Origin of the sequence: Pseudomonas oryziphila (assembly GCF_003940825.1) — a bacterium.
GTDB classification, from domain to species: domain Bacteria; phylum Pseudomonadota; class Gammaproteobacteria; order Pseudomonadales; family Pseudomonadaceae; genus Aquipseudomonas; species Aquipseudomonas sichuanensis.
In genome coordinates this window covers 3517006-3543724 of the sequence record NZ_CP034338.1, presented here as the reverse complement: position 1 = coordinate 3543724, position 26719 = coordinate 3517006, and the positions used below count along the sequence as shown (strand labels likewise).

Sequence of the window (26719 nt, the reverse complement as noted above, 5' to 3'; positions counted from 1 at the left end):
CCCGTTGGCGGGCGCCTTCAAGGGACCGCAACGATGTCAGCACGCTGGACAACCGCAGTACTCGACCCGCAGATCACCGGGGGGCTGGCCGTCGCCCGCAGCCCGGAAGGGTTCCTGGTGGACGCCAACGGCGCGCTGTTCCCCCGTGAGTGGCTCAAGCGTCAGGCACTGGACGTGCTGTGCGAGCACGGCATCGGCCACTTCGACGGCCAGCCGGTGTTCCTGCTCGAACTGCGCAGCGCCGGCGAGGTGCCGGGCTGCACCTGGCAGGGCCTGCGCCGGTTCATGCTCGAAGGCGACTTCGACACCTACAAGGTGCTGGGCTACGCCGCGCAGATCGGCACCTGGGCCCGCGAACACCGTTTCTGCGGCAGTTGCGGCCAGGCGATGACGCAGATCCACTGGGAGCGGGCGATGTACTGCCAGCCCTGCGACCTGCGCAGCTACCCGCGCATTTCACCGAGCATGATCGTGCTGGTCACCCGTGGCGACGAGGTGCTGCTGGCGCGTTCGCCGCGTTTCGTGACCGGCGTTTACAGCACCCTGGCCGGTTTTGCCGAGCCAGGCGAGTCGGCCGAGGACTGCCTGGTGCGCGAGGTGCGCGAAGAGGTGGCGGTGGAGGTGCAGAACATCCAGTACGTCGGCAGCCAGTGCTGGCCGTTCCCGCATTCGATGATGCTGGGTTTCCATGCCGAGTACGCCGGTGGCGAGATCGTCATGCAGCCGGACGAGATCGAGGATGCCCAGTGGTTCAGCGTGCATGACTTGCCGCCGCTGCCGGCGGGGCGTTCCATCGCCCGCTACCTGATCGACTTGTATGTGGCGCGGCGCTTAGGCCTGGCCGAACCAGTGCTGCCACGCTAGGCGTACGGTCAACGCCAGCACCACGGCGATGAACACCGGGCGGATGAACTTGCTGCCGCCGCTGATCGCCGTGCGTGCGCCGAAGAACGCGCCGACCATCACCGACAGGCCCATGCACAGGCCGACGATGTAGTCCACCTGCCCGGAAATGATGAACACCGTCAGCGCCGCGATGTTGCTGACGAAGTTCATGCTGCGCGCCACGCCGCTGGCACGGACCAGGTCGATGGGGTAGAGCAGCAGCGTACTGACGGTCCAGAACGCACCGGTGCCGGGGCCGGCGACGCCGTCGTAGAAGCCCAGGGTGAAGCCCTGGGGGAACTGCCATTTCTTCTTGATCGGCGCATCGGCGTCCAGCGGCGCCTTGGGCGTGCCGCCGAACAGCAGGTAGACGCCGCAGGCGAAGACGATCACCGGCAGCATCTTGTTCAGCCATTCGGCCGGCATGTAATGGGCCACCACCGCACCCAGCAGCGCGCCCGCCAGGGTACCCGCTATCGCTTGGCGCCACTGCGCCGGGTGGAACAGCTTGCGCCGGTAGTAGGTGATGCTGGCCGTGGCCGCGCCGAAGGTGGAACTGAGCTTGTTGGTGCCCAGCACCAGGTGCGGTGGCATGCCGGCGGTGAGCAGCGCGGGGGTGGTCAGCAGGCCGCCGCCACCGGCGATGGCATCGATGAAACCGGCGACGAAGGCGACCAGGGCGAGGATCAGTAGGGTGAGCGGTTCTACGGTGAGTTCGAAGGGCATGGGGGTCGGCAGGCTGGAAGGCAGGGGGTGCGGCAAACTGCCGCGCTAGGGGGGTGACATGGTAAGCCGCCAAGTATGTGTTGTCAGCACTTACGCCATCGCGGGGCAAGCCCGCTCCCACGTTGTGGACTGCCCCCAGGCGTTGGATTTATTTCCTACTTATGGGGGCCATCCATTTTCCTGGATCTCTGGATCTCTGGATCTCTGGATCTCTGGCAGCGTGGGAGCGGGCTTGCCCCGCGATTGTTTTTACAGGAACCAGCGATACTCCCGGGCACTCACCTCTTGCATGAACGCCAGATGGTCCTGGCGTTTGTTCTCGCAATACACCATCACGAACTCCGCCCCCAGCCCCTCATTCACCGCCGGATGCCCGCGCATGGCTGCCACCGCGCCGAGCATGTCCTTGGGGAAATCGATGCCGCTGTTGCGGTCGTCGTTCAGCGGCGCAATCGGCTCCTGCCCGGCATCGAGCCCGTGCTCCATACCGCACAGGATTGCCGCCAGCACCAGGTAGGGGTTGGCATCCGCCCCCGCCAGGCGATGCTCGATACGCAGGTTGCGCGGGTCCGACTCGGGGATGCGGATGCACGCGTCGCGGTCTTCGAAGCCCCAGCTGGCGCGGCTGGCGGCATTGACCATGGCGCCGTAGCGGCGGAACGCGTTGTGGTTGGCGGCAAAGATCGGCATGCAGTGCGGCAGCAGCTCCAGGCAGCCGGCCACGGCATGGCGCAAGGGGCGTTGGTCGTTGGCCGCGAGCAGGTTGTTGCCTTGCGGGTCGTACAGGCTGACGTGCACATGCATGCCGCTGCCCGGCGCCTGCAGGTACGGCTTGCTCATGAACGAGGCGCGCAGCCCGTGCTTGAGGGCCACGCCGCGGGTGCTGCGGCAGAACAGCGCCGCCCAGTCGGCGGCGCGCAGGCCGTCGTCGCAGTGGCCGAAGTTGATCTCGAACTGGCCAGGGCCCAGCTCGGCGGTGATGACGTTGGCGTCCACCCCTTGTGCGTTGGCGGTCTCGACCATGTCGCGCAGCACGTCGGAGAAACGCGAGAGGCGCTCGATATGCATGTTCGGCTGGTCGTCGGCGTCGGCGCTGAACGGGTCGTGGGGGAACTGCGGCAGGCCTTCCTTGAGGGCCCGGTCGAACAGGTAGAACTCCAGCTCGAACGCCACCACCGGGCGGATGCCGCGACGCTCCAGGCGCTGCAGCACGCGGGCGAGCACTTCGCGCGGTTCGAATTCGATGGGGGCGGCGGTGCCGTCGGAGGTGATCAGCATCTGCCCCAGCGGCTCACGCTCCCAGCTCACCGGCTTGAGGGTGCCGGGCACCAGGCGCCGTGCGGCGTCGGGGTCGCCGTCGTTGAAGCAGTAGTCGCCAATCGGGAACAGCCCGCCTTGCACGCCCAGCAGTACGCAGTTCTGCGGCAGCTTCAGCGGGCTGCCGGCGGCAACCTTTTCCAGCATGTCGATGGGGTAGCGCTTGCCGTAGAAGTGCCCGGGGATGTCCAGGCTGATCAGGTCGACGTAGCGCACCTGCGGGTGTTGGGCGCGGAAGGCGCGGACTTCGCTGAGCAGGTCGGGCATTGTTTTTGTAGTTGTCATGGTCATGCTCTTAACGGAAGACCCAGAGGACCCGGGTCGGCTCGGTGGTGAGGTTGGCGTAGCGGAATTGGCTGTGCGGCGGCAGCTGGAAGCTGTCGTTGGGGTACAGGGTGACGGCCTCGGCAACGCCTTCGAGCCACAGCGTCAGCTCGCCTTCGAGGACGAAGCCGCCCTGTTCCGAGCTGTCGTCCAGGTGCCCATCGCCACTGCTGGCGCCGGGCGCCAGGTGGCTTTCGAGCATGGCGAAGCGGCCATTGAGGGTGGGCGAGACCAGCACGTCGGTGACGCCGGCGGCGTAATACAGGGTGCGCCGCTCGCCGGGGCGGGTGACCCAGTCGATCTCCCGTGGCGGCACGGCTTGGTAGAAGTAGGTGGTCGGTACCTGCAGGGCTTCGCTGATGGCGGTGAGGTCGGCCACGGTCGGGCGCGACAGGCCGCGCTCCACTTGCGAGAGGAAGCCCAGCGAGCGGTTGACCCGCCCGGCCAGCTCGTCCAGCGTCAGGCCACGGTGCTTGCGCAGGTCGCGCACCAGCCGCGCCAGGGCTTGGCTGTCGTCGGTCAACTCAGACATGGTCGCGCATCCTGTACCAGGCCTTGGCCGCAGCCTCCAGTGGCGCAGCCAGGAGGTCGCCGCCGGGGAAGCGGCCGTTGTCGATGCCCTGGTACAGCGCCAGCAGATCGTCGTCGCCGAGGATCGCGTCGCTGACCGCCCGCGCCCCGGCCAGGGTCGGCAGCACGCCGTGCCCGGAGAAGCCTTGCAGCCAGTAGCGCTGGCCTTGGCGGCCGATGTCCGGGGTGCGCTGGATGCTGCAGTCGATGTGGCCGCCCCAGGCATGTTCGATGGCCACCCCGCGCAGTTGCGGGAACACCCGTTCCAGGTAGGGGCGGGTGGCGGCGGCGACATCCTTGGGGATGCCGCCCAGGTAGGTGCAGCCACCGCCGAACAGCAGGCGGTGGTCGGGGGTGAGGCGGAAGTAGTCGGGGACGAACTGGTTGTCGATCACGCAGCTGTTGCGCGGCAGCAGCGAGGCGGCGAAGTCGGCGTCCAGCGGCGCGGTGGCCACCTGGTAGGAGCCCACCGGCAGCAGGCGCCGCGCCAGATTGCGGTCGAGGCGGTCGATGTAGGCGTTGCAGGCCAGCACCAGCACACTGCTGCGCACTTCGCCCTTGTCGGTGCGAGCGACGAAGCCTTCGGCCGTTTCCTGATAATCGAGCACCTGGCTCTGTTCGAAGATGCGCCCGCCGGCCTGTTCAATCGTGGCGGCCAGGCCCTGGGCCAGTTTCAGCGGGTTGAGGTGGGCGCCGTTGGGGTCCAGCAGGGCGGCCTGGTAGCGTGGGCTGTCGATCCACTCGGGCAGCTCGTCGCGGCCGATCAGGCGCAGGCAGTCGTAGCCGAATTTCTGTGCCGCGTCGCGTTGCGCTTCCTCCAGCAGCTTTACCCGCCTCGGCAGCACGGCAGTCCACAGGCTGCCGAGGCGGTAATCGATGTCGAAGCCGTGGCGCGCCGGCAGCTCGCTCATCTCGCGGGCGGCCCAGCACATGCTGTCCCACAGGCGCCGGCTGCGCTCCAGGCCCAGGGCCTTTTCCAGCGGTGGCATGTCGCAGGACCAGCCCGGAAGGGCCTGGCCGCCATTGCGCCCCGAAGCGGCCCAGGCGACGCGGCTGGCTTCGAGCAGGGTTACGCGTTTGCCGGCCAGGGCCAGGCGCAGGGCGGTGTGCAGGCCGCTGAAACCGGCGCCGATGATGAGGATATCGGTGTCGTGCTGGCCTTGCAGGGTAGGGCGCAGGGGGATGGCGCTGGGGTAGGTCTGGGCGTAGTAGCTGGCGACGTGCTGGGCGGATTGCTTGAACATGCCGGTGCCTCGTGAAATTTGTTTTGATTATTTTCATGAAAAAATAGCAGATAAATTTCATTGCGCCAGCGGGGCGGTGTTGGCGATATGATCCGGGGACCACGTTGCGGTCCTTTCGTGGTACAGAGGAATGCGTATTCCTGTAGGAGCGGCCTTGTGCCGCGAAAGGGCTGCGCAGCAGCCCCAATGACAAATACAAGGCTTACGCCCATGCGCCGCCTGCCATCCCTCACCGCCCTGCGCACCTTCGAATGCGCCGCCCGCCATGGCCACTTCAGCCGCGCCGCCGCCGAGCTGTGCGTCACCGACAGCGCCGTCAGCCACCAGATCCGCCAACTGGAAGAACAACTCGGCGTCGCCCTGTTCGAGCGGGTCGGCCGTCAGGTGCGCCCGAGCGCCGAGGCCGAGCGCCTGCTGCACCACCTGCAGCAGGCCTTCGAATTGATCGGCAAGGCCTGCGACGAGCTGCGCGACCCGGCCTCCCAGGCCGTGCTGCGGGTGGCGGTAACGGCGGAGCTGGCGCAGAAATGGCTGGTGGCGCGGCTGGCCGATTTCAGCAGCCGCTACCCGCACATCACCCTGCACCTGCACGACCAGCCGATCGACGCCGGCGCCCCGGCGCTGGACGTCGACCTGGCGATCACCTACGGCACCAGCACCCTGGATGCCAGTACCCACTTCGTGCGGCCTTTGCCGCTGCTGCAGTTCTTCCCGGTGTGCAGCCCGGGCCTGTTCAACCAGGGCGGGCTCAAGCGCCCGCGCGACCTGGTGCGCCATTGCCTGTTGCACGACGATCAGGATGGCCGCACCTGGACCACCTGGCTGGCCACCCACGCCGAAGACGCCTTGCCCACCCGGCAGCTGTATTTCCCCCACGCCGCCCTGGCGCTGGAGGCGGCGTTGCTGGGGCAGGGCGTGGCCATGGGCGATAACCTTACCTGCCAGGCCGACCTGCAAAGTGGCCGCCTGGTGCGCCCGTTCAGCGCCAGCGTCACCGCCCAGGGGCAGTACGCGCTGGTGTGCGAGCGCCTGCGCCTGGAACGCGGCGCAGTGGCGCAATTCATCGAATGGTTCATCGAACAGTTGGGCGATAGCTGAATTAAATTCAGCTATCGCTGAGTTTTCATCGTTGGAAGGCAAAAGCGCCGCGGCGTAGCGTGCAGTCATCACTCACCGACACCGAGGTTGACCCATGGCACGTTCGCTCACCACCACCCCCAAGGCCGATGGTTTCCGCTTGCCCGGCGAATTCGAAGCCAAGGCCGGCTGCTGGCTCGGTTGGCCGGAGCGCCCGGATGTGTGGCGCAATGGCGGCAAACCGGCGCAGAAGGTCTGGGTCGAGATCGTCACCGCCATCGCCAGCAGCGAGCCGGTGACGGTCTGTGCCTCCGCCGCCCAGTACGCCAACGCCCGCAACCTGCTGCCGGCCCATGTGCGGGTGGTGGAGATGACGTGCAACGACACCTGGTTCCGCGACAGTGGGCCGTGTTTCGTGGTCAACGATCAAAGCGGCGAGGTGCGCGGCGTGGACTTCGAGTTCAATGCCTACGGCGGCCTCGACGGCGGCCTTTATTACCCTTGGGACAAGGATGACCAGATCGCCCGCAAGATCCTCGAGATCGAAAACCTCGACCGCTACCGCGCGCCTTTGATCGCCGAGCTGGGCGGTATCCAGAGCGACGGTGAAGGCAGCCTGCTGACCACCGAGCAGTGCCTGCTCAACCGCAACCGTAACGCCCACCTGGGCAAGGACGAGGTGACCCGCCGGCTGCAGGACTACCTCGGCGCCGAGCAGGTGATCTGGCTGCCGCGCGGGTGCAAGTTCGACGAAACCGATGGCCATGTCGACGATCTGGCCTGCTTCGTGCGCCCCGGCGAGGTGGTGCTGCAATGGACCGACAACCGCGACGACCCGCAGTGGGAGATCTACCAGGAGGCCTATGACGTCCTGCGCAGCACCCGCGACAGCCGTGGCCGCGCGCTCAAGGTGCACAAGCTGCCGCAGCCCGAAGTGCTGCGCTGGACGGCTGAAGAGGCGGCGGGCCTGGACCATGTGGAGGGCACCCATGTGCGCCAGGCGGGCACGCAGATCTGCGCTTCCTACATCAACTACTACGCCGGCAACTCGGCGATCGTCGTGCCGCTGTTCGGCGACCGCAACGACAGCATTGCCCAGGCCACCCTGGCCGAGCTGTTCCCCAACCACCGCATCATCGGCATCGACAACAGCCGCGAGATCCTGCTCGGTGGCGGCAACGTCGCCTGCATCACCATGCCGCAATACGCCGGGGGCCGCCGCTGATGAACCGCCTGGCCCTCGCACTCGCCTTGGGCTGCATGGTGTCGGCGGCCACGGCCGCCGATGCCGACAAGCCCACGGTCAACTTGTACATCTGGGGCGAGTACCTGGCCCCGGACACCTTGGCCAACTTCGAGAAGGAAACCGGCATCCGCGTGGTAGCCGACCATTTCGATTCGCTGGAAACCGCCGAGACCAAGCTGCTTACCGGCGGCAGCGGCTACGACCTGGTGCTCAGCGCCGGCCAGCACCTGAGCCGGGCCATCGCCAGCGGCGCGCTGCAGCCGCTGGACAAGTCGCGCTTGCCGCACCTGCAAGGGGTAGGGGAGGCGTTTCTCGAGCACATGGCGGTGTTCGACCCAGGTAATCGCTACGCCGGCACCTACGCCTGGGGCACCACCGGCGTGGGCTTCCAGCAGCAGGCAGTGGCCGCGCGGCTGGCCGACGCGCCCAAGGACAGCTGGGCGATGCTGTTCGACCCGCAGGTGGTGGCGAAATTCGCCGATTGCGGGGTCAGCCTGCTCAACGACCCCAACGAAGTGTTCGCCGCGGTGATGCGCTACATGGGCCTGGACATCAACCAGCAGCGGCTGGAGGACCTCAGGGCCGCCGAGGCGCAACTGCGCAAGGTGCGCCCGTACATTCGCTATTTCGACAACGACCGCAACATCAACGACCTGGCCAATGGCGAGACCTGCGTGGCGATGTCGTGGAACGGCAACGTGGCCATCGCCCAGGCCCAGGCGCAGCAGGCCGGCAAGCCGTTCGGCCTGGACTACAGCATCCCCCGCGAGGGCACGTTGATCTGGCTTGATGCCTTGGTGGTGCCCAAGGACGCACCGCATCCGCAAGCGGCCTGGGCCTTGATGGACTACCTGATGCGCCCGGAGGTGATTGCGCCGATCACCGATACCATCCACTACGCCAACGCCATCACGGCGGCCGACAACCTGGTGGATGCGCAGATCCGCAATGCCCCGGGTACTTACCCGCCGGCTGCGGTTCGGGCGCGGCTGTACAGCAAGAACGACAACGACAAGGCGTTCAACCGGGAGCTGACCCGGGCGTTCAGCCGTTTGAAGAGCGGCACCTGAACCTCAGTGCGCCCCCGCATGCCGCCGTGCACGGCGTGTTTGCCGGGGTTTGGCCAGGGGCGGCGTGGGCAGGTGGTGGGGATGGGAGTGCCGCCGCACGATGCGCAGCACGCCCCAGAGCATGGCCGCCGCAACGCTGAGCCACATGCCGACCAACATGAGGATTGCCATGGACAGGGTCATGAATGCCTCCTTCTTGATGACGGGCAGCGCGTCATCCCGGACACAGTTGATAGTCTAGCCCGGCGCTTGTGACGTTCCATTGACCGAAGGTCTAGTGCTTGGGCCGTTTGGTTCCAAGTACGGCCCGGGCTATACCCGGGCGCGGTGGCGGCCTATGATCGGTGGCCATGGCCGGGCGGCATCCGCCTGGCGTCGGAACAAGCGAGTGCCCCATGTTGCAAGACCTTCCCAAGTCCCGGGGTTCGAGCCCCCGTCGTCTGCTTGCCGCCTGCCTGGTGGCCGCTGCCTTGGCCGGCTGCTCCAGCACACCCCCGGCGGCGCTCAAGAGCCTGCCGCAGCGGGTCGAGATCAGCAGCGTGCCGTTCTACCGTGGCAATGCCAACCACAGCGGATCGATGGCCTTGGCGGCGGTGCTGTCGGCCAAGGGCGCGCCAATCACCCCGGGCTTGCTGGACAAGCCGCTGGGCCTGCCTGGGGCCGCCGAGTCGCTGGACAGCACGATCCCCAAGGTAGCGCGTGAATACGGCATGGTCGTGTACCCGCTGGACAAGCGGCTTGACGCCTTGCTGGCGCAAGTGGCCGCCGGTTACCCGGTGCTGCTGCGTTTTCAGGAAGGTTCGGCCTGGTGGAGCGAGCCACGCTACGCCGTGCTGATCGGTTATGACCGCTACAAGCAGCGGGTACTGCTGCGCGCAGGCATGCACCGGCGACAGTTGATGAGCTTCGACAGTTTCGAGTCGGCGTGGGCCAAGGAGGGCAGTTGGGCGGTGCTGGTGCAGTCGCCTCGGCAGTTGCCGGCCCAGGTGGATCGCCAGCGCTGGTTGCAGGCGGCGGATGAGCTGGCGCGCTCGGGGCAGGAGATTGCGGCGAAGCAGGCGGTGAATAGCCTGGGGCATTGAGGGGGAAAATCGCGGGGCAAGCCCGCTCCCACGTTGATGACGTGGGAGCGGGCTTGCCCCGCGATAGTTTGGTACTTTTGGTCTGTCAGAAGCCCAGACGGTCACGCAGGCTGTAGTACCAGGCGCCGAGGGCGCTGAACGGCACGCGCAGCATCTGGCCACCCGGGAACGGGTAGTGCGGCAGGCCGGCGAACGCGTCGAAGCGCTCGGCCTGGCCGCGCAGGGCCTCGGCCAGCACCTTGCCCGCCAGGTGGGTGTAGGTCACGCCGTGGCCCGAGCAGCCTTGCGAGTAGTAGATGTTGTCGCCAATGCGACCTACCTGCGGCAGACGCGACAGGGTCAGCAGGAAGTTGCCGGTCCAGGCGAAGTCGATCTTCACGTCCTTGAGCTGCGGGAAGGCCTTGAGCATTTTCGGGCGGATGATCGCCTCGATGTTGGCCGGGTCACGCGCGCCGTAGACCACGCCGCCGCCGAAAATCAGGCGCTTGTCGCCGGTCAGGCGATAGTAGTCGAGCAGGTAGTTGCAGTCCTCGACGCAGTAGTCCTGCGGCAGCAGGGTGCGGGCCAGTTCCTCGCCCAGCGGCTCGGTGGTGATCACCTGGGTGCCGCACGGCATGGACTTGGCGGCCAGTTCCGGCACCAGGTTGCCCAGGTAGGCGTTGCCGGCGACGATGATGAACTTGGCGCGGACCTTGCCCTGCGGGGTGTGCACCACCGGGTTGGCGCCACGCTCGATGCGAACGGCCGGGGTCTGCTCATAGATGATGCCGCCCAGCGACTCGACCGCCGCGGCTTCGCCCAGGGCCAGGTTGAGCGGGTGGATATGGCCGCCGCTCATGTCGAGCATGCCGCCGACATAGCTGTCGCAGGCCACCACTTCACGGATGCGCTTCTGGTCCATCAACTCCAGCTGGGTGTGGCCGAAGCGTTCCCACAGGCGTTTTTGCGATTCCAGGTGGCCCATCTGCTTGCTGGTCAACGCGGCGAACACGCCGCCGTCCTTCAGGTCGCACTGGATGTTGTACTTGGCCACGCGCTCACGGATGATGCGCCCGCCCTCGAAGGCCATCTTGCCCAGCAGTTGTGCTTCTTTAGGGCCGACGGTGCGTTCGATCACGTCGATGTCGCGGCTGTAGCTGTTGACGATCTGGCCGCCGTTGCGGCCCGAAGCGCCGAAACCGACCTTGGCGGCCTCGACGATGCTCACCTTGAAGCCGTTCTCCAGCAGGAACAGGGCGCTGGACAGGCCGGTGTAGCCGGCACCGATGATGCACACATCGGTTTCCACCTCACCCTGCAGCGCCGGACGTGGCGGCACCGGGTTAGCCGAGGCGGCGTAGTAGGACTGGGGGTAGGGGGTAGTGGCCATGCTCGAGGAACCTCGTGTTTTATATTTTTAACGAATGTACCGATGCTATCAATAATAATAAACACCCGCTAGTCGTCCGGTGAAAATCCTTTACGCCGACCCTGCCGGTATCCTTTTTCAAATATTTTTAAGATTCAGTAGCTTAGCGTGAAAAAAAGCGTTGACAGCGATTTTGTAACGCGTAGAATGCGCCCCACACGACAGGCACATAGCTCAGTTGGTTAGAGCACCACCTTGACATGGTGGGGGTCGTTGGTTCGAGTCCAATTGTGCCTACCAAACAAAAGCCCCGGTTTCCGGGCACTTGAAGGGCGATCCGAGAGGGTCGCCCTTTTTGTTTTTGCAAAACTTTTGCAAAACTTTTGCAAAACCACCCACCTCAATCTGGTCTATGCCGGTCCCACCGTTCATCAGATGGCCAGATCAGCCTTCACTTCGACGTACTGAATTTCTTTCGGTGCGTGCCCGTCTTGATACCGCTCGGTCATTTCAGCAGTGGCGTGCCCCATCAGCAACTGCACATATTCGGTCGAGAACTTCTGCTGCTCGTACAGCCAGGCACCCAGGGCTCGGATCTCATGGAAGGTTGGGCGCTCCTCGAGATCGAGGTGGTCGTATGCCTTCGCGGCGTCCCTGGCCTTCCTGAAGCTCTTGGACAGGTAATCAGGGGTGACCGCCGTCCAATGTTCTTTCGCCTCGATCTGGTCCTGTCGGCGCGCCTTCGGGCGGTAATGGATCAGGAGGGGCGAAATGATTGGCGACCGAAAGCACTCGTTCACCGTCTCGCGGAGTGCCTTACCCATGATGATCTGCAAGTGGATCGGCGTGTCGTAGTTGTCGGTCTTCCCAGGGGATACCTTGATGGTGTTCTTGATCAGGTCAACCGCCGACTTCTTCCATGTCACGATATCTTCGCGCCGCTGCAGGCTGGTCAGGCCCAACCGGATGGCGCGCTTGAGCCACCCCGGCGTGGTGTCTGCATCAAGGATCTTCTGCACACCTTCAATGGTGTGCCGCTGGCGCTTCTTCTTTGCCTCTTTCTTGAGCAGGGTCATGTCGGCGGCGTTGCGCTCGGTCATGCCTTTGGCGATCGCGAAGGTCAGCAGGCTGACTAGCAGGCTGCGGTGCTTCGTGTAGGCGTTGTTGCTGAACTGGTCCAGGTACTCAGCGGCGGCCAGAACGTCGAACTGGCCCACCAGCAGGTGTCCGATATCCGCCCGGTAGCGCTTGAGCTTGTAACCGATCTCGTCCAGCGACGACCGCGCATAGCCGCGCTCTGGCAGCCACTCGGTTTCGAAGCGATCGATCAGGCCGCCGATAGTCGGCAGGCGGTCGCCGGTGATGGTGGCCAGCATTTCGCCGTTGTCGGTCATAAGGAAAGCCAGCTTTGCGTTTGCGGCCTTTGCCAGGCGTACCGCTTCGTCGTACGGCTTGTTGATGCTGGTCATCTTCCCGGTGACTGGGTTTTTGTACCGCCAGTATTTCCCGTTTGGGTACAGGTTGGGCGGAAGCGTCTTGTTCTTTGGGCTACGCGGTCGTGGTGCCATTTCAGATATCCAGCATTTGAGCCAAGAGCGGGTCGTTCGAGCCGATCACGGCGGATTGAAGGTCGACGAAGTACATTCCGCCGCGGACTTCGCCCGCTAACTCTCCTTCATCAATCCATTTCTTAAGTTGCTGCAAGCTCGGCTTACCACCGGCGTAGCGCAGTTTTCGATACTCGCCCACCTCCATGAGCCTGGGCAGGCTGGCGGTGATATGAGCTATGACTTTAGCCATGACTGAGCCTCAATCGACATTGTGATTCGATGCCTGACGCATCAGGTTCTGGTTGTCACGCTGATCTGTCACGTCATCCCAATCCCAGGTCAGCTTCGGATCAATCGGCGGGTGAGCCTGCAGGGTATGCAGGTCCAGCAGCGTGAAGTGCCCATCCATCCAGCCGGCGGTGTCGATGTGGTAGACGTTACCCAGCACCGCCGGGCGCTTGACTGGGGTATGGCCTACCACCAACGCGCGGACGCCGCCTACACCGTGGGGCTGCTCGCTGGTTATCCTGCTGCGCGACCACTGCACGGCCTCCTCGACATTGCGCATACCCGGCATGCAGCCATCGGCCCAGGATTCAAGCATGGCCCAGGTCGGAAACGGACAATCGGCGTGAACGATCCCGATCAGGCCCTGGGGCGTCACCACTTCGATGATCAGCGGCAGGTCGGCCAGCAGTTCGACGTAGCACGCCTGCTCCACGGATGATCTGGCGTAGAGCCAGGCACCGCCGTTGGACAGATGCACGTCACCAATGCGGCCGGATGGGTCGAACCGGTACGCCTCGATCGCCATCTGCTCGTGATTGCCGCGCACCGCGTGGAACCATGGCTTGGCCAACCAGGTATCCACCTGGTCCGACTCAGGCCCGCGGTCGACCAGGTCGCCCACCGAGAACAAGCGATCAGCGGCAGGATCGAAGCCGACCTCATCCAGGGCCCGCTGCAGGCGGGTGAAGTGTCCGTGGATATCGCCCACGGCGAAGTCGCGTCCGGCTGTGTTGATTGGGAATCGCTGCAAGATGCTCATGCTCGGCCTCCCGCCAGCGCAGCCAGCTCAGCCACCAGCGCCTCAGTGCGTCCGTAGAACTTCCCGGCGTCCTCGTTCACGAACCGTTCGAGCACGCTGGCCACCGCCGCGTGGTTGGTCAGGCCGCGCAGGTCCACCTCGGTGACGGGTGACTCGGTCGGCGGTGCATGCACGAAAGCTTCCTGGCTGATCAGAAGCGTGCGCACCGGGCGGATGCCCTTGCACTTGCTGGACCAGTTAGTGTCGGGCACGCACCAAGGCAGCATGTGCAGGCACCAGGAGCTCCCGGCGGTGGGCTTCTGTGTGCTGGACCAGTACTCCCGTAGCGCAAAGGCCTGCGCAGGCCCGCCAGCACCATCCGCCGGCCAATGCTTACCCCAGTCTGGAAGCTGCAGGAGGTTGGCCCTCATCACCTGCAGCTGCTCGATGCTGGGAAGGTGCCAGTCGCGATGGCCGCGGATTGTCATGCCCAGGATCTTCTTGGCAATCGAGCTTCCAGCCTCGGCCATGGCCTGAGTGTTCGCCCGGCCATCGAAGTAAGACTTTGCACCACGGACATTCAGGCGCGGGCCAGGCAGGTCCCACCACTGAGCCTCGGTCTCGAACTCCCGGCCTGCATCGATCACCGCATGCTCGGCGCCGTCGAAGAAGATCCGGCCGGCGAAGAACCCGCCGGCCAGTGGCTGGCCGACTGCGGGCAGGGTGGCAGGGCTGATTGCTCGGCGTTTCATTGCAAGGCCTCCTTCAGCTCCTTGATCACCGACTGGATGCCAGCCGCATAACTGCCGGGCCGATCCACGGCGGCACCAGCCAGGCGCTCGATCACCACGGCAACCGGGGAGGCGCGGAGCGATGCGACCAGGTCGATTGCCCAGTTTCGCCCCTCCAGGAACATGAAGTGGTTGATGGGGCCGGTGACGACTACCTCCAGGCTGCGCGGCTTGGCTGCCGGCGCCGGCGCGCTAATTTTCGGCGTCTTCGATGTAGGCGTTTTAGCTGTCTTCCCGCTGATCCGCTGGCGGGCGTGTTCCAGCGCCATTTCAGCGAGACTGCCCATGGGTGGCGCCCTCCATTTCGGCAACGGCGCGCAGGCGCAGCGTGATGCCGCACTCCCGGGCCAACTGGTTAAGTCGACCCACGCTGGTGGTGCTGTCCTGCAGGGCCTTGCCGAAACGCACCAGACGCTCGCCCAGGTCTTCGAACTCGTTCAGGGTTGGCTTGGGCTGCGTCATGGCTGTTCCTCCAGCAGGGCCTGGTCTTGGCGCTGCGCGTGATCGATTAATCGATCAAGATCGTTACCGGATAGCGGGCGCAAGCCGCGGGCCGCCAGCAGGTCATGGGAAGTGGAGCTGATGCAGTGCCGACTTCGCAGCCATCGGTACCGGCGAGCATCAGCAGCCATGCGGACGTGCTCGTCGATATCGAACTCTTCGCGCTCAAGCGCTGGCGACACCAAGTCGCCCTGGCTGGCGGCGGCGATCACGGCCAGGCCGCGACCGATTGAGACGTGGGCGCCGAGTAGAGCGAATGGCAGCACCTGCTCCAGGGTTGCGCCTTCGGGGGCGCGCAGCGCCAGGGTGATGCGGTCAGGCAGCATCATGGCTGACTCCCTTCGCTTGGGCGGCAAGCGTCAGTGCATCGAGCAATGCATTGGCTCGCGCAGCGCGGTCCAGATGCTCGCGGATCGCGATGACAATCAAGCCATTCATGCTGCGCTCATTCGCAGCAGCAACAGCTGCAACTTGATCGCGCATACCATCGGGCAGACGGACGACAAACTTGTCAGCTTCCCGGGAGCCGGATTCAAAGGCCATGACGCACCTCCTGCGATTCGTCAGCCTGGATGCGCTCGTAGACCTCCTGGCGGTGAACTACTACCTCTTCGGGCGCCTCGACACCCAGGCGCACCTGCATACCTTGGACACCCAGCACTTTGACGGTGATGTCGTTGTTGATGCGGATGGATTCGCCGACGCGGCGGGTCAAGATCAACATGGTGAAGCTCCTTTTTCAGGGCAAGCCGAGGGCCCGCCGCGATTGTTGGCTTTCGCAAAATCAAGGGTTGGTCAGATCAGGCGGGCGGCGTCATGCCTCCGCCATGGCGCACTCAGCGCGCCTGTGGATACGGGTTTCGGCAACCTTGCGCTCGCCGGATCGGCGAATGCGAGTGAACTCGTCGTCAGCTGACGCGATCGTGTGACCGACCAGCACGGCGCACATGGCAACGACTGCCGGCTGGATCAGCCCGCGGCGAAATGCTTCAAGCACTAAACCGCGCATGGTCTTGGCGCCTAGCTTGAAGCGGGCATCGTCTATGCGCTTCTCGACCGTGCGCGGACTAATACCCATGATCTTGGCGATTTCCTTCTGAGTTCGCTCGTTCGCAGCGTGAAGCGTCGCCTCAAGCTCGCGCGGGGCCAAGCCCATTCCGAGAAAGCCCTTCCAAGATCCGGCGGTGATAGTTTCGGTGGTCATTACGGTTCGCTCCATGCGGGCTGATGGAGGAAAAAGTACAAGCGGATTTATTTCATGTCAACACCGGCGGTTATAAAATATTGTGAGAATGTGGTCCATCGATGCTGAGGTGGCATTTTAGGGTCGAAAAAAAACCGCCCGAGAGCGGTCTTTTGACCCTGTGTACGCTACCTGGAGAACATGCCCCACCAGAAAATGTGACCAACCAGCCTGATGTTTTGATCGGTTATATCTGAAAACGAATAATCCTCGTCAGGGTACTCGTCTCGATTGAAGCTCCTAAGGCGAATCCCAGTGGGCAGTCGGTACACCTGCTTCACCCTGAGGTGGCCGTTGTGGTCGATTGCGTATAGATCGCCATCTACCACATCGCCGATGCTGGCTCTGCCAGTATTCACGCCAACGGTCGCCCCATCTTTCAAGACTGGGATCATGCTGCGCCCTCTGACGGTGACGCATCTTGCCTTGTCGAACTGGACGCCGTTTTCCCGCAGGTCACGCTTGGCAAAACGAAGTAGTTTCTCCCCGCTCTCTTCAATCGCGTACCGTCCGTGGCCGGCATCGAGCTCGATTTCCTTGAGGAAAGGGACGTGTACCTCATCATCCCCAAGCGGTGTGTTTTCGTCCCAGGCAGTTATCGGCGGGAGTACAACCTCGGTTGAACGGTCCTCAGGGACTGCATCAGTTCCAACGGAAATTGTCGCAAGCCGTTCGATCAAGCCCGCGATGCGCGGGCTGAACGTGGAGACGGGCTCATTCAATATGCTGGAGAACCTGGCGGCACTCATGACGTTCAGTGCGTTCTGCCCGTTGAGGTACATGCTCACTCCGGTCTGAGACATGTTGAAAGCCTCTGCGAGCTTTTCCTGAGTGAGGCCAAGCTCTTTTCGCTTTGCCATGTAGATTTTCTTGAGCGCAGCGCATTCGGCCTGCTCGGTAGCGGTGAGCTGTCTTTTCTTCATGGCGAAAGCCTAAAACCTTCGGTGTTAAATCTCAAAGGACCTGCGGTGTTTACATTTCGAACACCGCAGGTTATTTTTTCCGGCAATAGTCCGTCTCAGGTGAGTCATGATCACAACCACCCTTAGCGATTTCGTGCACCCGCTGGGTCAAGCTGAAGCAGCAAGAATGCTTGGCTCTAGCCAGGTTGCAATCAGCAAAGCACTCAAGTCTGAGCGCTTGATCGTTGTTTCTGCGCTCCCTGATGGCAGCGTTTCTTCTTTCGAGATCAAGCCATTCCCGTGCGGCGGTGATCGAGATAAAGCTCGCCTCAATCTGGACGAAATAATCGCCCAGGTTTGCCGTCTCATCGAGTCGGTTGATCACCCTGTTAATCCATCCAGTACCTCGCAGGCCTCGCCGTGATCGAGAGATTCCGCATGCAGAATCTCTTCGGGGCCGGCGAGCATTCTTTAAATCCGATTAAAAGCATTTCCGCGTCCGGACGGCAGAAAATTGCCACACAGAACACGATGTAGGGGAACCGCATTTCCACTATTTAGGGCATGACTTGCAGTTTTGGGGGATGTGATATGCGCACACGAGCATCAATTCGGCAGGCCCGACCAGGGTAGCCAACGACCCTCTCAGAGGGGGGGTTGCATATTTTGTGTTCCGTGGAAGATGGGGCTTACCCAAATCCAGGGCACAAAAAACCCGCCGTAGGAAGCGGGTTCTTTTAACTGACCTCTTGCAGGAGGTCTTTGAAACACATCGCTATGCAAATAGGAGATGCGCTATGTCGCACCCGGAAATTAGCACTGAGCACCCGGACCCGCAAGCCCGGGTTGATATTTTCAACTTGAATCGACTCCACCGCGGGTCGCTGGGAGCCTACTCAATCGCTCGTGTGTTGCGCGAGAACCACGGCCTCGATGAACAACCACTGGAGGCTCGAGATCAGTACGGCCTTCTGCTGGCTCTCGAGTTCATCTGCTACGACCTCTATGCCCATCACGAAGCCGAGCTGGAGCCTGGCGAGAGAGGCGCCCAATGAACAGTCGCCTCGTAACCACCTCGCACCAATTCAACCAGAACGGCGAAGAGTTCTTCTTCGCAACGGTTCCGGGCGTCAGATGCTCCGATGCATTCAACTTCGCAAGTGCCGGCCTGGCCGCAGCCGAAGACTTGCTCGGTCAGCTAGTTCAGATCGACGAAACCTGCCACTTGGCGTTTGCGGTTCGCGCTTTGGTGAGCCAGGCGAAGGCACTGATCGACTCCGGAATTGTGGCTGTCGAGCAGGTAGGAGATCCGATACCTCGATTTAGTGGTGAGGAGGTTGCCGCATGAACAAGCAACCCCAGACCCTTGCTAGTCCGTTCGCTACCTACGGCCTCCACGATGTGCTGGAGGCATCCGGAGAGATTCCGCTACAAGAAGCCTTGGACGCTGCCACCGATCGCCTGGAAGCAGTGGTCGCTGGACTTCGCACGCTGATGCAGGAGCCAGTCGTCACTCACCATGCGACCTTGGTGTTCTACGCCGCCGAATCGGCGCTGGCGCTGGTTTATGCCGCCCATGCCGGGCTCGACCCTGAACAGGGGGTGCAGCATGACCTGCCAGCTCAGTGATGCCCGCGACGTTGTTGCGCGTGAAGCGATCGACCAATTGGCCGCGGCCGTGCAGACCATCCTGCAACTGGAAGAGCTGTTGAGGGCAGCCCGACCTGGCCTGGGCGAGCACACCGCGCCGGCGCGCTTGATTGAGCTCGGGATCTACGCAGCAGGCGACCAGGCCAATGGCTTCGACTGCGCGCGGGAGGATCTGCATCGTCGCTTGCAGGATTGCGCGCCACAAAACGCCGTCGACCCAGTTCGTGGCGCGGGAGGTGCGGCATGAGCCTTGTCCCGTTTAGCTTCAAGGGCGCCCCTGTTCGTGTTGTGACCGACGAGAACGGCGAGCCATGGTTCGTCGCCAAGGATGCGTGCGACTTGCTGGGGTATGCCAATCCCAGTGACGCGGTCGGCCGCCATTGCAAGGGGGTCGTGAAACGCTACCCCCTTCAAACCGCCGGCGGGATGCAAGAGGTTCGCGTCTTGTCCGAAGGCGACACGCTGCGCCTGATCGTCAACAGCACGATGCCTGCCGCACAGGAGTTTGAGTCTTGGGTGTTCGACGAGGTGCTGCCGACCATCCGCAAGACAGGCTCCTACCAGCGCCCGCTGACCCCTGCTGAGCAAGCGCTTGCCCACGCCCAGGTGATGGTTGATCTGGAGCGTCGCCAGCACCTACAGCAGGTGGCTCTGGAGCGCGTCGAGCACCGGGTAGATGAGCTCAGCCAGACCATGGTCTGGGACCACTGCCCGCAGAACTGCCTGTCGCTCACCGGGGTGAAGGCCGCAATGCTGGCACGCTACGGCCTGTCCGGGGCGGTCGTGGATTACGTGCTCAAGGAATGGCCGCACGCCCCGAACTCCGCCGGCATGGTCCGCAACGGGCATGAGGATGCCAAGGGCTCGCAGTACCTGGTCTGGACGAAGAGTCTCGTCACCGCGGCATTCAAGCGCTTCGTCGACGAGTGCGAGATGGTCAACGCCAGCCAAGCCTCCCACCCCTACTTCAATGGTCGGTTCCGGCTGATCGGGAAGGTGCACCCATGAAACGGAACCTGAGCAAGGTGCAGGTGATTCAGCTGGTGGCCGACAGGGCGGCCGAGTTCTATCGGGCGCAGTCACTGGCGCGGCGCTTGAAGATGAGGCTTAGCCGTGAGTACGGCGCGTTCTTCCAGGCCCGGGGCGAGCCCGATCCGAAGAGTCGTCGTATCGACCCCTCGAACCCGATGTACGACGCAGTGATCGCCTACACGGCGGACACCTACGAACTTTACCAGAAGGCGCTGCGGGCCAAGCACAACGCCAAGCGAGCAATGGAATCAGCCATCAGGGCGATGATCGGCCCCGCCGTCGATCTCGAACCACCGCTTGCCCCTTCGCCATTGCCACCTATGCCGCTGAGGCGCACCACCGCCACCGGGGAGACCTTGCAATGACCACGATCCCGAACCCCGCCCAGGGACACCAGCAGCGCACAGGCGCAACGATCATCAGCGGCCCATGGCCGAGCTATGCCGCGTTTCGAGATCTGCCTGAGCGAGAGCGCTGGGTGCTCTATGGGAGTGCGAAGGCTTACCGGGCCGCGCTGGAGGAGCAGGGCCTGGTCATGAGCGAGGGCTACGACGAATTCATCAAGCGGGTGACCGCTGAGCTGGAGATTTGACCCTATGAGCATGGAATTGATGGTCAAGGCCATGAAGACCAAGGTCGGCAATCCGCTGCGCAAGCTGGTGCTGATCAAGTTGGCGGACAACGCCAGCGACCAGGGCGAATGCTGGCCGTCGTATCAGCACATCGCCGATCAATGCGAGATCGCGCGCTCGACCGTGAAAACACACATCCGCGAGCTGGAGAAGGCCGGCCTGGTGCGCCGGGAGTTCCGACGCAACGGTGAATTGAACCAGTCGAACGTCTTCCACTTGAACCTCTGGGGTGGGGCTGTAGCTGCCCTAGGGGGTGGGGCGGCAGAAAACCCACCTGGGGCGACAGAAAACCCAGGGGGTGGGGCGGCAGCTGCCCCCAGAACCAGTCACCTTTCTGAACCAGTCAATGAACCAAAACCTACGTGCACTTCGGTGGCGGATGGGTTCGATCAGTTCTGGAAGCTGTACCCGAAGAAGAAGAGCCGCAAAGACGCCCTCAAGGCTTGGAACAAGCTCAATCCAGGCGCAGGCCAGCAAGCCACCATGATCGCCGCCCTGGCCAACCACTGCGTTTCCCGCGACTGGGCCAAGGACGGTGGCCAGTACATCCCGAACGCCGCCACCTGGCTGAATGGCGAACGCTGGCTCGACGTTCTACAGCCTGCCGCTGGCACCGCCCGCCCCGGGTCGTTCAACGACCTGCCGCAACACACACCCGACATGTACCAGGAGAGCCACGATGGCCGCTCGAATTTCTGATCTGTTCCACCGCGCCCCGGCCAAACGTATTTTCGCTGGCCAGTGCCAAGTCCACGGCGAAGTCGACAAGACCGAGGTCGAGCAGTTGGACGGCTCGATGCTGGCGCGCGGCTGCAAGCGCTGCCAGTGGGAGGCGCTGCACAACTCCCCGCGGGACTCCGAGGTTTATGGCATGGCCCGGGCCCAAGCCGATGCCGAGCGGACCACCAGCGCGCTGATCGGCGCCGGGATCACGCCGCGCTTCGCCGAGGCGACCTTTGACGGCTATGTCGCGGACACCGACCAGCAGCGCAAGGCCTTGGCCAAGTGCCGGGGCTACGCCGAGCAGTTCCCGAGCCACTTCCGCGCCGGCCGCTCGCTGCTGCTGACCGGTAACGTCGGCTGCGGCAAGACGCACCTGGCCAGCGCGATCGTGCGCACAGTGGTGGCCGACCGCTGCCGGGCGCTGATCATCCCAGCGAGCGACATCATCAGCATTGCCCGCGCCTCCATGGTGCCGGAGTCGGGCTACACCGACCGCGACGTGGTCGTGCACCTGGGCGGTCTGGACCTGTTGGTGATCGATGAGGTTGGTTGCCAGAAAGGCTCTGAGTACGAGCTGGGCCTGCTGCACGCCATCATCGATCGCCGGTACCAGGCGGTGCTGCCGACGGTGCTGATCAGCAACCTGAGCCCAGAAAGCCTGAAGGCCTACATCGGCGATCGTGCCCTGGACCGCCTGCGTCAGAACGGCGGCATGGCGGTAGGCTTCACCTGGTCTTCGATGAGGGCGGCAGCATGAGGGAGCTGTTCAGCGACGAAGCCGAGCATGGTGTGCTCGGCGCCGTGCTGCAGGCTGGGCTGCAGCAGGACGCAGGCTTGGTCGAGGACATACTCGGCCAGATGAGCTCCAGCGATTTCTACCATGATGACAACGCAGCCTTGTTCGAGATCATGCTCGAGTGTCGCGACCGAAGCATGCCCATTGACCCGGTTACCGTGGGAACGATTCGCCGTGCCTTGCCCAGCGGCGATCAGGTCATGGCCTACGCCGCGGAACTGGCCAGCAAGGTGCCCTCGGTCGCCAACTGGAAGGCCTACGCCAAGCACGTCAAGGAATGGGGCGTGATTCGCCACATCCTTGGCATTGCGGCCCAGGCCGAGGGCATGGTCCAGGCCGGCGATCCTACCGCCGAGGTGATCGCTGCCGCCCAGCAGGCCATGGCAGACCTGCGGGACCTCGACGGCGAGACCAAGGGCTTCAAGCGCCTGGATGAGTGGATGGGGGCAGCCGCACAGCTGATCGACGACAAGTTCAACGGGAACGCGCCGGCATGGCCGGCCACCGGTCTCGACAAACTGGACGAACTGGTCCAGGGCATTCGTCCGAAGAAAGTCACGGTGATCGCCGGCCTGCCGGGCAGTGGCAAGACCACGCTGGCGCTACAGATCGCCCAGCACAACGCCATCAGGGCGCGGAAGCCGTGGCTGGTGTTTTCCATCGAAATGCCGGGCGAGGAGTTGGGCCTGCGCGCGATTGCCTCGCTGGGCGGGGTTTCACTGCACCACCTGGACAACCCGTCGAAGATGAAGGACGACGACTGGACCAGGATGGTTGGCGCCGTTGCCCAGGCCCAGGAAGCCCCGCTCTTCGTCTGCGATGACCCCGTGCAGACCCCGTCGAGCATCCGGGCCACGGCGCGGCAGTGCCAGCGCGAGCACGGCCTGGCCGGGATCGTGGTGGACTACCTCACGCTGGTGCGCGGCGACAGTACCGGCCGCAGCCGCAGCGAGGAGGTGGGGAAGATCAGCAAGGCCCTGTTGCAGCTGGCCAAGGAAATGGCCATTCCGGTCATTGAGCTGGCGCAGCTGAACCGCGAGTCGACCAAGCGGGTGAGCAAGAAGCCACAGTCCAGCGACTTGCGCGACTCGGGCGAGATCGAGGCGGACGCCAGCTGCATCCTCATGGTGCACCGCGACATGGACAGCGAGGAGGGGCAGAACGGCCTGACCGAGATCCTGATGACCAAGTGCCGACACGCCCGTGTGGGCAGCTGCATCGTCCAGCAGGAGGGTCAGTATGGGCGGTTTGCCAACTTCGCCGGCTCGCTGCCCAGCGACGACGAGGTTGAAGCGGGGCGGGGCAGCTATGCCCAGCGCTACAAGGGGGGCGGCCTGTGAGCGAGCCAATCAAGCTGACGCCCTGTCCGTTCTGCGAGGGGCCGCCCTGTGTGGAAGCCCGCGATGAGCACGGAAACGAAATTGACGAAGGCCACCAGTTCGATGCCGACGACGATCATCCGTGCTTCTCGGCGCACGTCTGGTGCCATGACTGCGGGGCGCGGGGGCCGAACATCGAGACCCTGGCTCTGGGTACGTTCGAGCACTTGTATGACCTGCAGGTCGTGGATGTGATGCGTATTGCCGTGGAGCGGTGGAATGACCGCCACGCCAAGGCCCGCGCATGCTACGACGTTGGCGAGCGGCAGGGCCTGAACCTGTGGCCAAGGAGGGATGCATGAGCGCCCCCAGAACCCTGACGGTCACCATCAGCGACGCCGAGATCCGCCGGCAGGCCGCTGGCGAGGTGTTCCAGCTGCGCGACCCGCGCCACCGAGAGCTGCGGTTCCGGTTCTCGACCGTGGATCGCTCCCGAGGCGCCTGGCACGTCGTCGTGCGCGGCCGCTGGGGCAAGGCGGGTGATTACCCGGGGATCAACGCCAAGGTCATGCTGGCCACGCTGCCGGAGATCCTGGCCCGCCGGGCGACGGACGCCAAGTCGAAGTCCACCACCACCAGCTGGTTCACCGTGGGCGATGTGTTGGCCTGGTACCGCGACCGCATGACCCGAGACCGTGGACTATCGGCCAAGCGTAAGGCCAGCGCCAAGTCGGCCTTGGATCGCCACTTGGTGCCCTGCCTGGGCGATTTGCTGCTGGCCGAGACCAACAAGCAGGCGATCGACCAGCGCCTAATGTGGCCTATGCAGGAGCGCTATGCATTGTCCTTCGTGCGCTCGGTCTATGGGGTGCTGTCGGTGGCGTTCCGCCAGGCACTGCGCCTGGACATGCTGCCGACCAACCCCATGGCGGCGCTCAAGTTCACCGACTTCGTGCGGACCCGGATTAGGCCGCGGCCGGCGCGCCTGCGCGGGGATGATGTGCCGGGACTGCTGGTGGTGGTGGCCGAGCGCTTCGACGTGGAGCCGGCGGGCTGCATGCTGGCCCTGATGATGCTGTGCCATGGCTCTCGACTGGGTGAGACCCGGCTCGCGCGCTGGCGCAACGTCAACCTCGACACCGGGCGCTGGTTCATCCCGGCCGGTGACACGAAGACTAAGGCTGAGCACACGCTGCCGCTGACCACCCAGGCCTGCGCGCTGCTGCGCCGCTACCAGCGCTTGCAGGCCGCCCAGGGCTACACCGGCCCGCTGCTGTTCCCTGGCAGCCATGGGGCCGCACTGGGGCCGAGCAAGGCCAACACCTTGTTCGCCGACCTGGCCAAGGGTGAGTGGTCCAGCCATGACCTGCGGAAAGTCGCACGTACCGCGTGGACCGACCTCGGGGTGGACTACATGGTGGGCGAACTGCTGCTGAACCATGCCATGAAGGACCTCGACGCGACCTACATCCACACCACGGCCGAGGCCTTGAAGCGCCGCGCCCTGGAGACCTGGCACAACCACCTAGACCCGCTGGGGTTTGCCGCCATCCACACCGGGACATTGCCGGGACACGAAACCAACCCTAACGCAGGCGCGCCCATGAGCGGCAGGTCTTGCAGCACTTTTCAGCATCCATCCCAAGGGAGGATGCGCAATCAAGATTCAGAGCCAGGAGGTGGCCATGAATAACGTAACGGCGGCCCTGCCGCGCAAAAGCTTGACCCCGGTAGAGCGGGAGTTCCTGAAACAGGGCAATCGCATGCTGCTCGATCAAACCAATGGCCGGATCGCCGCCGCCGCCCTGATGGACATCGTGGCCGACTGGCATGGCTCCCGGGCTGCCCAGGGCTTCGAGCAATTCGCCAAGGCCTGGATCATCCAGGGCGGCGCCAAGAACAAACACGCCTACCAGCTCCTGTGCGAGCTGTTCGGCCTGGACACCGACCCAACGCCCCGGAGGGCCGCATGAAGAAACGCACCTACATGGACAAGCCCCTGGGTGACACAGAATGGTTGCTCGAGCAGTGGGGAAGTTGGCGGATGGATGGCATGGGAGTGCCGCGGTACGTATCGCCGTCGATCACTGCGGCAGCTGCCGGGGGTGGTTGCCAGTACTCCCTGACCGACGACGAAGCGCTGGCCATTGATTCAGCGGTGGCCAAGCTGACGAAGCGCAACCAGCAGATGGGCGACTTCATCTGGCTCTACTTCGGATCAAAGTGGACCATGGTGCGGCTTGGCGAGTCAGCCGGGATCTCCGAGCGAACAGCAAGGGAGATCGTCAAGGGTGGCGTTGGCTTCGTCGATGGCTACCTGCATGGAATTAGCGAGGCTGCGTAAAAAGTTCTTTCATGCCGGATAAACACCTGTTTTCATAGCAGCGTGTCCAGCTTGCAACGTCACGCGACACAGGAAAACCCCGGCCATTGCGTCGGGGTTTTGCGTTTCTGATAAGGGGCTTTGTACGTCGTCTGGCCGGGTGTAACATCAATTTGATGTCATCCAACAAGGACCGAACGATGCAAGACCATTTCCTCGAAGGGCTAATTTCGCTTGTCCATAACAGCCCAATCACTTTCGACATCACGCTGACGACTCCAGGCGGAGTCATCCGGGGCACCCTGATCTCGACGAAGGAGTACTTCGATCGGTTTGCTGAGTCTTTCGCAAGCGCTTGGCCAGGCGAAGGCGGTGATGTGTTGCGTAAGAGCTTCAACCAGTGGGGCGATCAACGATCAGTGGAAGGTGGATTTGATGCATTTGTCCATCTGAAAAACGCCCACTATCTGGATGGAACCGGGATGTTCCCGGTCGGTCCAGGAGTTCTCTGGCGTGGTCGTGTAGCGGAGGTTTCTGGCTATACGCTTGGCCAAGGCTGATCGACCATTACAGTTATTTGAGCCCCGCCATCGTGCGGGGCTTTTCATTTATGGAGCATCACCTATGGCCGAGCCAAGCACCGGCGCCCTTGCAGTGACCGGCGTACTTGCCAGCGTCGGCCTGGGTGCTGTCTTTCCTCAGCTGGACCTGGCCACTCTGGTGGGCGCGTTCGGCGGAGCTTTCTTCTACGTCGTGTATGCCAGAGACATCGGCATGCTTCGCCGCATCGGCTACCTGCTGGCTGGTTGGATCGGCGGCTACCTCGGTGCTGCTGAGTTGATGGGGCGAGCCTGGACGCAGACGGCGGGCTTCGCTGCCTTCGTCTGCGGTGTCCTGTGTGTGGTCACGTTCTCCGGCTTGCTGGAGTGGATGCAGACTGGCCAGATGCCGCGCTGGCTGCAATGGGTCTTCCGCATGAGAGCCAGGAAGGAGGGTTGAATGGTTGCCGTTATCCAGGCCGCCCTGTGCGCCGTCATCTTCGTGATGATCGGCCTGCGCTATCGGCCTTATCCCGATGCCCGCTACAAGCTGGGTGTCTCTCTGATGGCCTGGGCCGCCTGTGCGATCACAGGGATGCAGTTCATGAGCCTGATTGGCCGCATGGTGATGCATGACGAGTTCGCCGATGCGTCTTGGTTCAACACCGCGTTCTACCTGTTGGCCGCCGTTCTGGTGTGCCGGGCCAAGGGCAACGTGGCCAAGATCCTGCGGGTGGACTGATGGCCTGCAGTGGATGCGCCGCCCGGCGCGAATGGATCAACAAATGGATGAAGGTGGCCC

At 63.7% G+C, this 26719-nt stretch carries 39 protein-coding genes, 1 tRNA gene and 1 pseudogene; 24 read left to right on the top strand and 17 right to left on the bottom strand.

What is annotated here, in order from left to right; translation table 11 throughout:
- Positions 1-33 precede the first annotated feature (33 nt).
- On the top strand, positions 34-864 hold the full coding sequence (nudC, locus tag EJA05_RS16640; protein ID WP_125859081.1) for an NAD(+) diphosphatase: 831 nt from the start codon (positions 34-36) through the stop codon (positions 862-864).
- On the opposite strand, the gene EJA05_RS16635 is transcribed toward nudC, so the two are convergent.
- From EJA05_RS16635 to EJA05_RS16620, 4 genes are all read right to left on the bottom strand, one after another.
- The gene (locus EJA05_RS16635) at positions 832-1611 is read right to left on the bottom strand and encodes a TSUP family transporter (protein WP_110994729.1); all 780 of its coding nucleotides are present in this window, start codon (positions 1609-1611) and stop codon (positions 832-834) included. The genes nudC and EJA05_RS16635 overlap by 33 nt on opposite strands.
- Before the next feature lie 249 nt (positions 1612-1860).
- Positions 1861-3213: a glutamine synthetase family protein gene (locus tag EJA05_RS16630; protein WP_125859080.1), complete on the bottom strand. Its 1353-nt coding sequence runs from the start codon at positions 3211-3213 to the stop codon at positions 1861-1863.
- 10 nt (positions 3214-3223) lie between these two features.
- Positions 3224-3784: a helix-turn-helix domain-containing protein gene (locus EJA05_RS16625; RefSeq protein ID WP_125859079.1), complete on the bottom strand. Its 561-nt coding sequence runs from the start codon at positions 3782-3784 to the stop codon at positions 3224-3226.
- Complete coding sequence (locus tag EJA05_RS16620; RefSeq protein ID WP_125859078.1) at positions 3777-5066, bottom strand: NAD(P)/FAD-dependent oxidoreductase; 1290 nt, start codon at positions 5064-5066, stop codon at positions 3777-3779. Before EJA05_RS16620 ends, EJA05_RS16625 begins: the two co-directional genes overlap by 8 nt.
- Positions 5067-5276: 210 nt before the next feature.
- On the opposite strand from EJA05_RS16620, the gene EJA05_RS16615 reads away from it, so the two are divergent.
- The 3 genes from EJA05_RS16615 to EJA05_RS16605 all read left to right on the top strand — a co-directional run bounded on the left by EJA05_RS16615 (position 5277) and on the right by EJA05_RS16605 (position 8459).
- Positions 5277-6164, top strand: a complete 888-nt coding sequence (locus EJA05_RS16615) for a LysR substrate-binding domain-containing protein (protein WP_125859077.1) — start codon at positions 5277-5279, stop codon at positions 6162-6164.
- Positions 6165-6258: 94 nt separating this feature from the next.
- Positions 6259-7368 carry an agmatine deiminase gene (aguA, locus tag EJA05_RS16610; protein WP_125859076.1) on the top strand — a complete coding sequence of 370 codons (1110 nt, stop codon included), beginning with the start codon at positions 6259-6261 and terminating at the stop codon, positions 7366-7368.
- Positions 7368-8459, top strand: coding sequence for an extracellular solute-binding protein (locus tag EJA05_RS16605; RefSeq protein WP_125464490.1), 1092 nt, complete (start codon positions 7368-7370; stop codon positions 8457-8459). The genes aguA and EJA05_RS16605 overlap by 1 nt, the downstream gene beginning before the upstream one ends.
- A gap of 3 nt (positions 8460-8462) precedes the next feature.
- Here the strand turns inward: EJA05_RS16605 and EJA05_RS16600 are convergent, their stop codons facing one another.
- Entirely contained in the window at positions 8463-8642 is a 180-nt protein-coding gene (locus tag EJA05_RS16600) for a hypothetical protein (RefSeq protein ID WP_125464489.1), read from the bottom strand.
- A 154-nt stretch (positions 8643-8796) separates the two neighbouring features.
- On the opposite strand from EJA05_RS16600, the pseudogene EJA05_RS16595 reads away from it, so the two are divergent.
- Positions 8797-9541, top strand: a pseudogene (locus tag EJA05_RS16595) (peptidase C39 family protein).
- An 85-nt stretch (positions 9542-9626) separates the two neighbouring features.
- Here the strand turns inward: EJA05_RS16595 and EJA05_RS16590 are convergent.
- Positions 9627-10910, bottom strand: coding sequence for an NAD(P)/FAD-dependent oxidoreductase (locus EJA05_RS16590; RefSeq protein WP_125464487.1), 1284 nt, complete (start codon positions 10908-10910; stop codon positions 9627-9629).
- A 202-nt stretch (positions 10911-11112) separates the two neighbouring features.
- Between EJA05_RS16590 and EJA05_RS16585 the strand changes: the two genes are divergently transcribed.
- Positions 11113-11189: transfer RNA gene (locus tag EJA05_RS16585), tRNA-Val, on the top strand.
- A 131-nt stretch (positions 11190-11320) separates the two neighbouring features.
- On the opposite strand, the gene EJA05_RS16580 is transcribed toward EJA05_RS16585, so the two are convergent.
- The 11 genes from EJA05_RS16580 to EJA05_RS16530 form a co-directional block, all read right to left on the bottom strand.
- Entirely contained in the window at positions 11321-12457 is a 1137-nt protein-coding gene (locus EJA05_RS16580) for a phage integrase Arm DNA-binding domain-containing protein (protein WP_125859074.1), read from the bottom strand.
- 1 nt (position 12458) lies between these two features.
- Positions 12459-12689, bottom strand: a complete 231-nt coding sequence (locus tag EJA05_RS16575) for a hypothetical protein (RefSeq protein ID WP_125859073.1) — start codon at positions 12687-12689, stop codon at positions 12459-12461.
- Positions 12690-12698: 9 nt separating this feature from the next.
- The gene (locus EJA05_RS16570; RefSeq protein ID WP_125859072.1) at positions 12699-13487 is read right to left on the bottom strand and encodes a metallophosphoesterase; all 789 of its coding nucleotides are present in this window, start codon (positions 13485-13487) and stop codon (positions 12699-12701) included.
- Complete coding sequence (locus EJA05_RS16565) at positions 13484-14218, bottom strand: hypothetical protein (RefSeq protein WP_125859071.1); 735 nt, start codon at positions 14216-14218, stop codon at positions 13484-13486. Before EJA05_RS16565 ends, EJA05_RS16570 begins: the two co-directional genes overlap by 4 nt.
- Entirely contained in the window at positions 14215-14544 is a 330-nt protein-coding gene (locus EJA05_RS28440; RefSeq protein ID WP_223811835.1) for a hypothetical protein, read from the bottom strand. The genes EJA05_RS16565 and EJA05_RS28440 overlap by 4 nt, the downstream gene beginning before the upstream one ends.
- Complete coding sequence (locus tag EJA05_RS16555; RefSeq protein WP_125859070.1) at positions 14528-14719, bottom strand: hypothetical protein; 192 nt, start codon at positions 14717-14719, stop codon at positions 14528-14530. The genes EJA05_RS28440 and EJA05_RS16555 overlap by 17 nt, the downstream gene beginning before the upstream one ends.
- Complete coding sequence (locus EJA05_RS16550) at positions 14716-15087, bottom strand: hypothetical protein (RefSeq protein WP_125859069.1); 372 nt, start codon at positions 15085-15087, stop codon at positions 14716-14718. The genes EJA05_RS16555 and EJA05_RS16550 overlap by 4 nt, the downstream gene beginning before the upstream one ends.
- Positions 15074-15301, bottom strand: coding sequence for an Arc family DNA-binding protein (locus EJA05_RS16545; protein WP_125859068.1), 228 nt, complete (start codon positions 15299-15301; stop codon positions 15074-15076). Before EJA05_RS16545 ends, EJA05_RS16550 begins: the two co-directional genes overlap by 14 nt.
- Positions 15291-15482 carry a carbon storage regulator CsrA gene (gene csrA, locus EJA05_RS16540; RefSeq protein ID WP_125859067.1) on the bottom strand — a complete coding sequence of 64 codons (192 nt, stop codon included), beginning with the start codon at positions 15480-15482 and terminating at the stop codon, positions 15291-15293. The genes EJA05_RS16545 and csrA overlap by 11 nt, the downstream gene beginning before the upstream one ends.
- A gap of 90 nt (positions 15483-15572) precedes the next feature.
- Positions 15573-15962, bottom strand: a complete 390-nt coding sequence (locus EJA05_RS16535; RefSeq protein WP_125859066.1) for a response regulator transcription factor — start codon at positions 15960-15962, stop codon at positions 15573-15575.
- A gap of 167 nt (positions 15963-16129) precedes the next feature.
- The gene (locus EJA05_RS16530) at positions 16130-16924 is read right to left on the bottom strand and encodes a S24 family peptidase (protein WP_125859065.1); all 795 of its coding nucleotides are present in this window, start codon (positions 16922-16924) and stop codon (positions 16130-16132) included.
- A 106-nt stretch (positions 16925-17030) separates the two neighbouring features.
- Here EJA05_RS16530 and EJA05_RS16525 point away from each other — a divergent pair, with 106 nt between their 5' ends.
- The 18 genes from EJA05_RS16525 (at position 17031) to EJA05_RS16440 (ending at position 26659) form a co-directional block, all read left to right on the top strand.
- Complete coding sequence (locus EJA05_RS16525) at positions 17031-17327, top strand: Cro/CI family transcriptional regulator (protein WP_125859064.1); 297 nt, start codon at positions 17031-17033, stop codon at positions 17325-17327.
- A 373-nt stretch (positions 17328-17700) separates the two neighbouring features.
- Positions 17701-17958 (top strand): hypothetical protein, encoded by a 258-nt coding sequence (locus tag EJA05_RS16520; RefSeq protein ID WP_125859063.1) that lies wholly within the window; start codon positions 17701-17703, stop codon positions 17956-17958.
- Positions 17955-18251, top strand: a complete 297-nt coding sequence (locus tag EJA05_RS16515; RefSeq protein WP_125859062.1) for a hypothetical protein — start codon at positions 17955-17957, stop codon at positions 18249-18251. The genes EJA05_RS16520 and EJA05_RS16515 overlap by 4 nt, the downstream gene beginning before the upstream one ends.
- Positions 18248-18532, top strand: a complete 285-nt coding sequence (locus EJA05_RS16510) for a hypothetical protein (protein ID WP_125859061.1) — start codon at positions 18248-18250, stop codon at positions 18530-18532. The genes EJA05_RS16515 and EJA05_RS16510 overlap by 4 nt, the downstream gene beginning before the upstream one ends.
- On the top strand, positions 18513-18800 hold the full coding sequence (locus EJA05_RS16505; RefSeq protein ID WP_125859060.1) for a hypothetical protein: 288 nt from the start codon (positions 18513-18515) through the stop codon (positions 18798-18800). The genes EJA05_RS16510 and EJA05_RS16505 overlap by 20 nt, the downstream gene beginning before the upstream one ends.
- Positions 18797-19561 carry a BRO-N domain-containing protein gene (locus EJA05_RS16500; RefSeq protein WP_125859059.1) on the top strand — a complete coding sequence of 255 codons (765 nt, stop codon included), beginning with the start codon at positions 18797-18799 and terminating at the stop codon, positions 19559-19561. Before EJA05_RS16505 ends, EJA05_RS16500 begins: the two co-directional genes overlap by 4 nt.
- The gene (locus tag EJA05_RS16495; RefSeq protein WP_125859058.1) at positions 19558-19950 is read left to right on the top strand and encodes a hypothetical protein; all 393 of its coding nucleotides are present in this window, start codon (positions 19558-19560) and stop codon (positions 19948-19950) included. The genes EJA05_RS16500 and EJA05_RS16495 overlap by 4 nt, the downstream gene beginning before the upstream one ends.
- Positions 19947-20177 (top strand): hypothetical protein, encoded by a 231-nt coding sequence (locus EJA05_RS16490; protein ID WP_125859057.1) that lies wholly within the window; start codon positions 19947-19949, stop codon positions 20175-20177. The genes EJA05_RS16495 and EJA05_RS16490 overlap by 4 nt, the downstream gene beginning before the upstream one ends.
- Positions 20178-20181: 4 nt before the next feature.
- Positions 20182-20916 (top strand): helix-turn-helix domain-containing protein, encoded by a 735-nt coding sequence (locus EJA05_RS16485; RefSeq protein WP_125859056.1) that lies wholly within the window; start codon positions 20182-20184, stop codon positions 20914-20916.
- Positions 20897-21697, top strand: coding sequence for an ATP-binding protein (locus EJA05_RS16480; protein ID WP_125859055.1), 801 nt, complete (start codon positions 20897-20899; stop codon positions 21695-21697). The genes EJA05_RS16485 and EJA05_RS16480 overlap by 20 nt, the downstream gene beginning before the upstream one ends.
- A complete protein-coding gene (locus EJA05_RS16475; RefSeq protein WP_125859054.1) occupies positions 21694-23076 on the top strand; it encodes a replicative DNA helicase in 1383 nt (460 codons plus the stop codon). Before EJA05_RS16480 ends, EJA05_RS16475 begins: the two co-directional genes overlap by 4 nt.
- Complete coding sequence (locus EJA05_RS16470; protein ID WP_125859053.1) at positions 23073-23417, top strand: Lar family restriction alleviation protein; 345 nt, start codon at positions 23073-23075, stop codon at positions 23415-23417. The genes EJA05_RS16475 and EJA05_RS16470 overlap by 4 nt, the downstream gene beginning before the upstream one ends.
- Positions 23414-24748, top strand: coding sequence for a tyrosine-type recombinase/integrase (locus EJA05_RS16465; protein WP_125859052.1), 1335 nt, complete (start codon positions 23414-23416; stop codon positions 24746-24748). The genes EJA05_RS16470 and EJA05_RS16465 overlap by 4 nt, the downstream gene beginning before the upstream one ends.
- Positions 24741-25028 (top strand): hypothetical protein, encoded by a 288-nt coding sequence (locus EJA05_RS16460; RefSeq protein ID WP_125859051.1) that lies wholly within the window; start codon positions 24741-24743, stop codon positions 25026-25028. Before EJA05_RS16465 ends, EJA05_RS16460 begins: the two co-directional genes overlap by 8 nt.
- Positions 25025-25399: an antiterminator Q family protein gene (locus EJA05_RS16455; RefSeq protein ID WP_125859050.1), complete on the top strand. Its 375-nt coding sequence runs from the start codon at positions 25025-25027 to the stop codon at positions 25397-25399. Before EJA05_RS16460 ends, EJA05_RS16455 begins: the two co-directional genes overlap by 4 nt.
- A gap of 179 nt (positions 25400-25578) precedes the next feature.
- Entirely contained in the window at positions 25579-25938 is a 360-nt protein-coding gene (locus EJA05_RS16450) for a hypothetical protein (RefSeq protein ID WP_125859049.1), read from the top strand.
- Positions 25939-26002: 64 nt separating this feature from the next.
- Positions 26003-26377, top strand: a complete 375-nt coding sequence (locus tag EJA05_RS16445; protein ID WP_125859048.1) for a putative holin — start codon at positions 26003-26005, stop codon at positions 26375-26377.
- Positions 26378-26659, top strand: a complete 282-nt coding sequence (locus EJA05_RS16440; RefSeq protein WP_125859047.1) for a phage holin family protein — start codon at positions 26378-26380, stop codon at positions 26657-26659.
- The last annotated feature ends 60 nt before the right edge of the window (positions 26660-26719 follow it).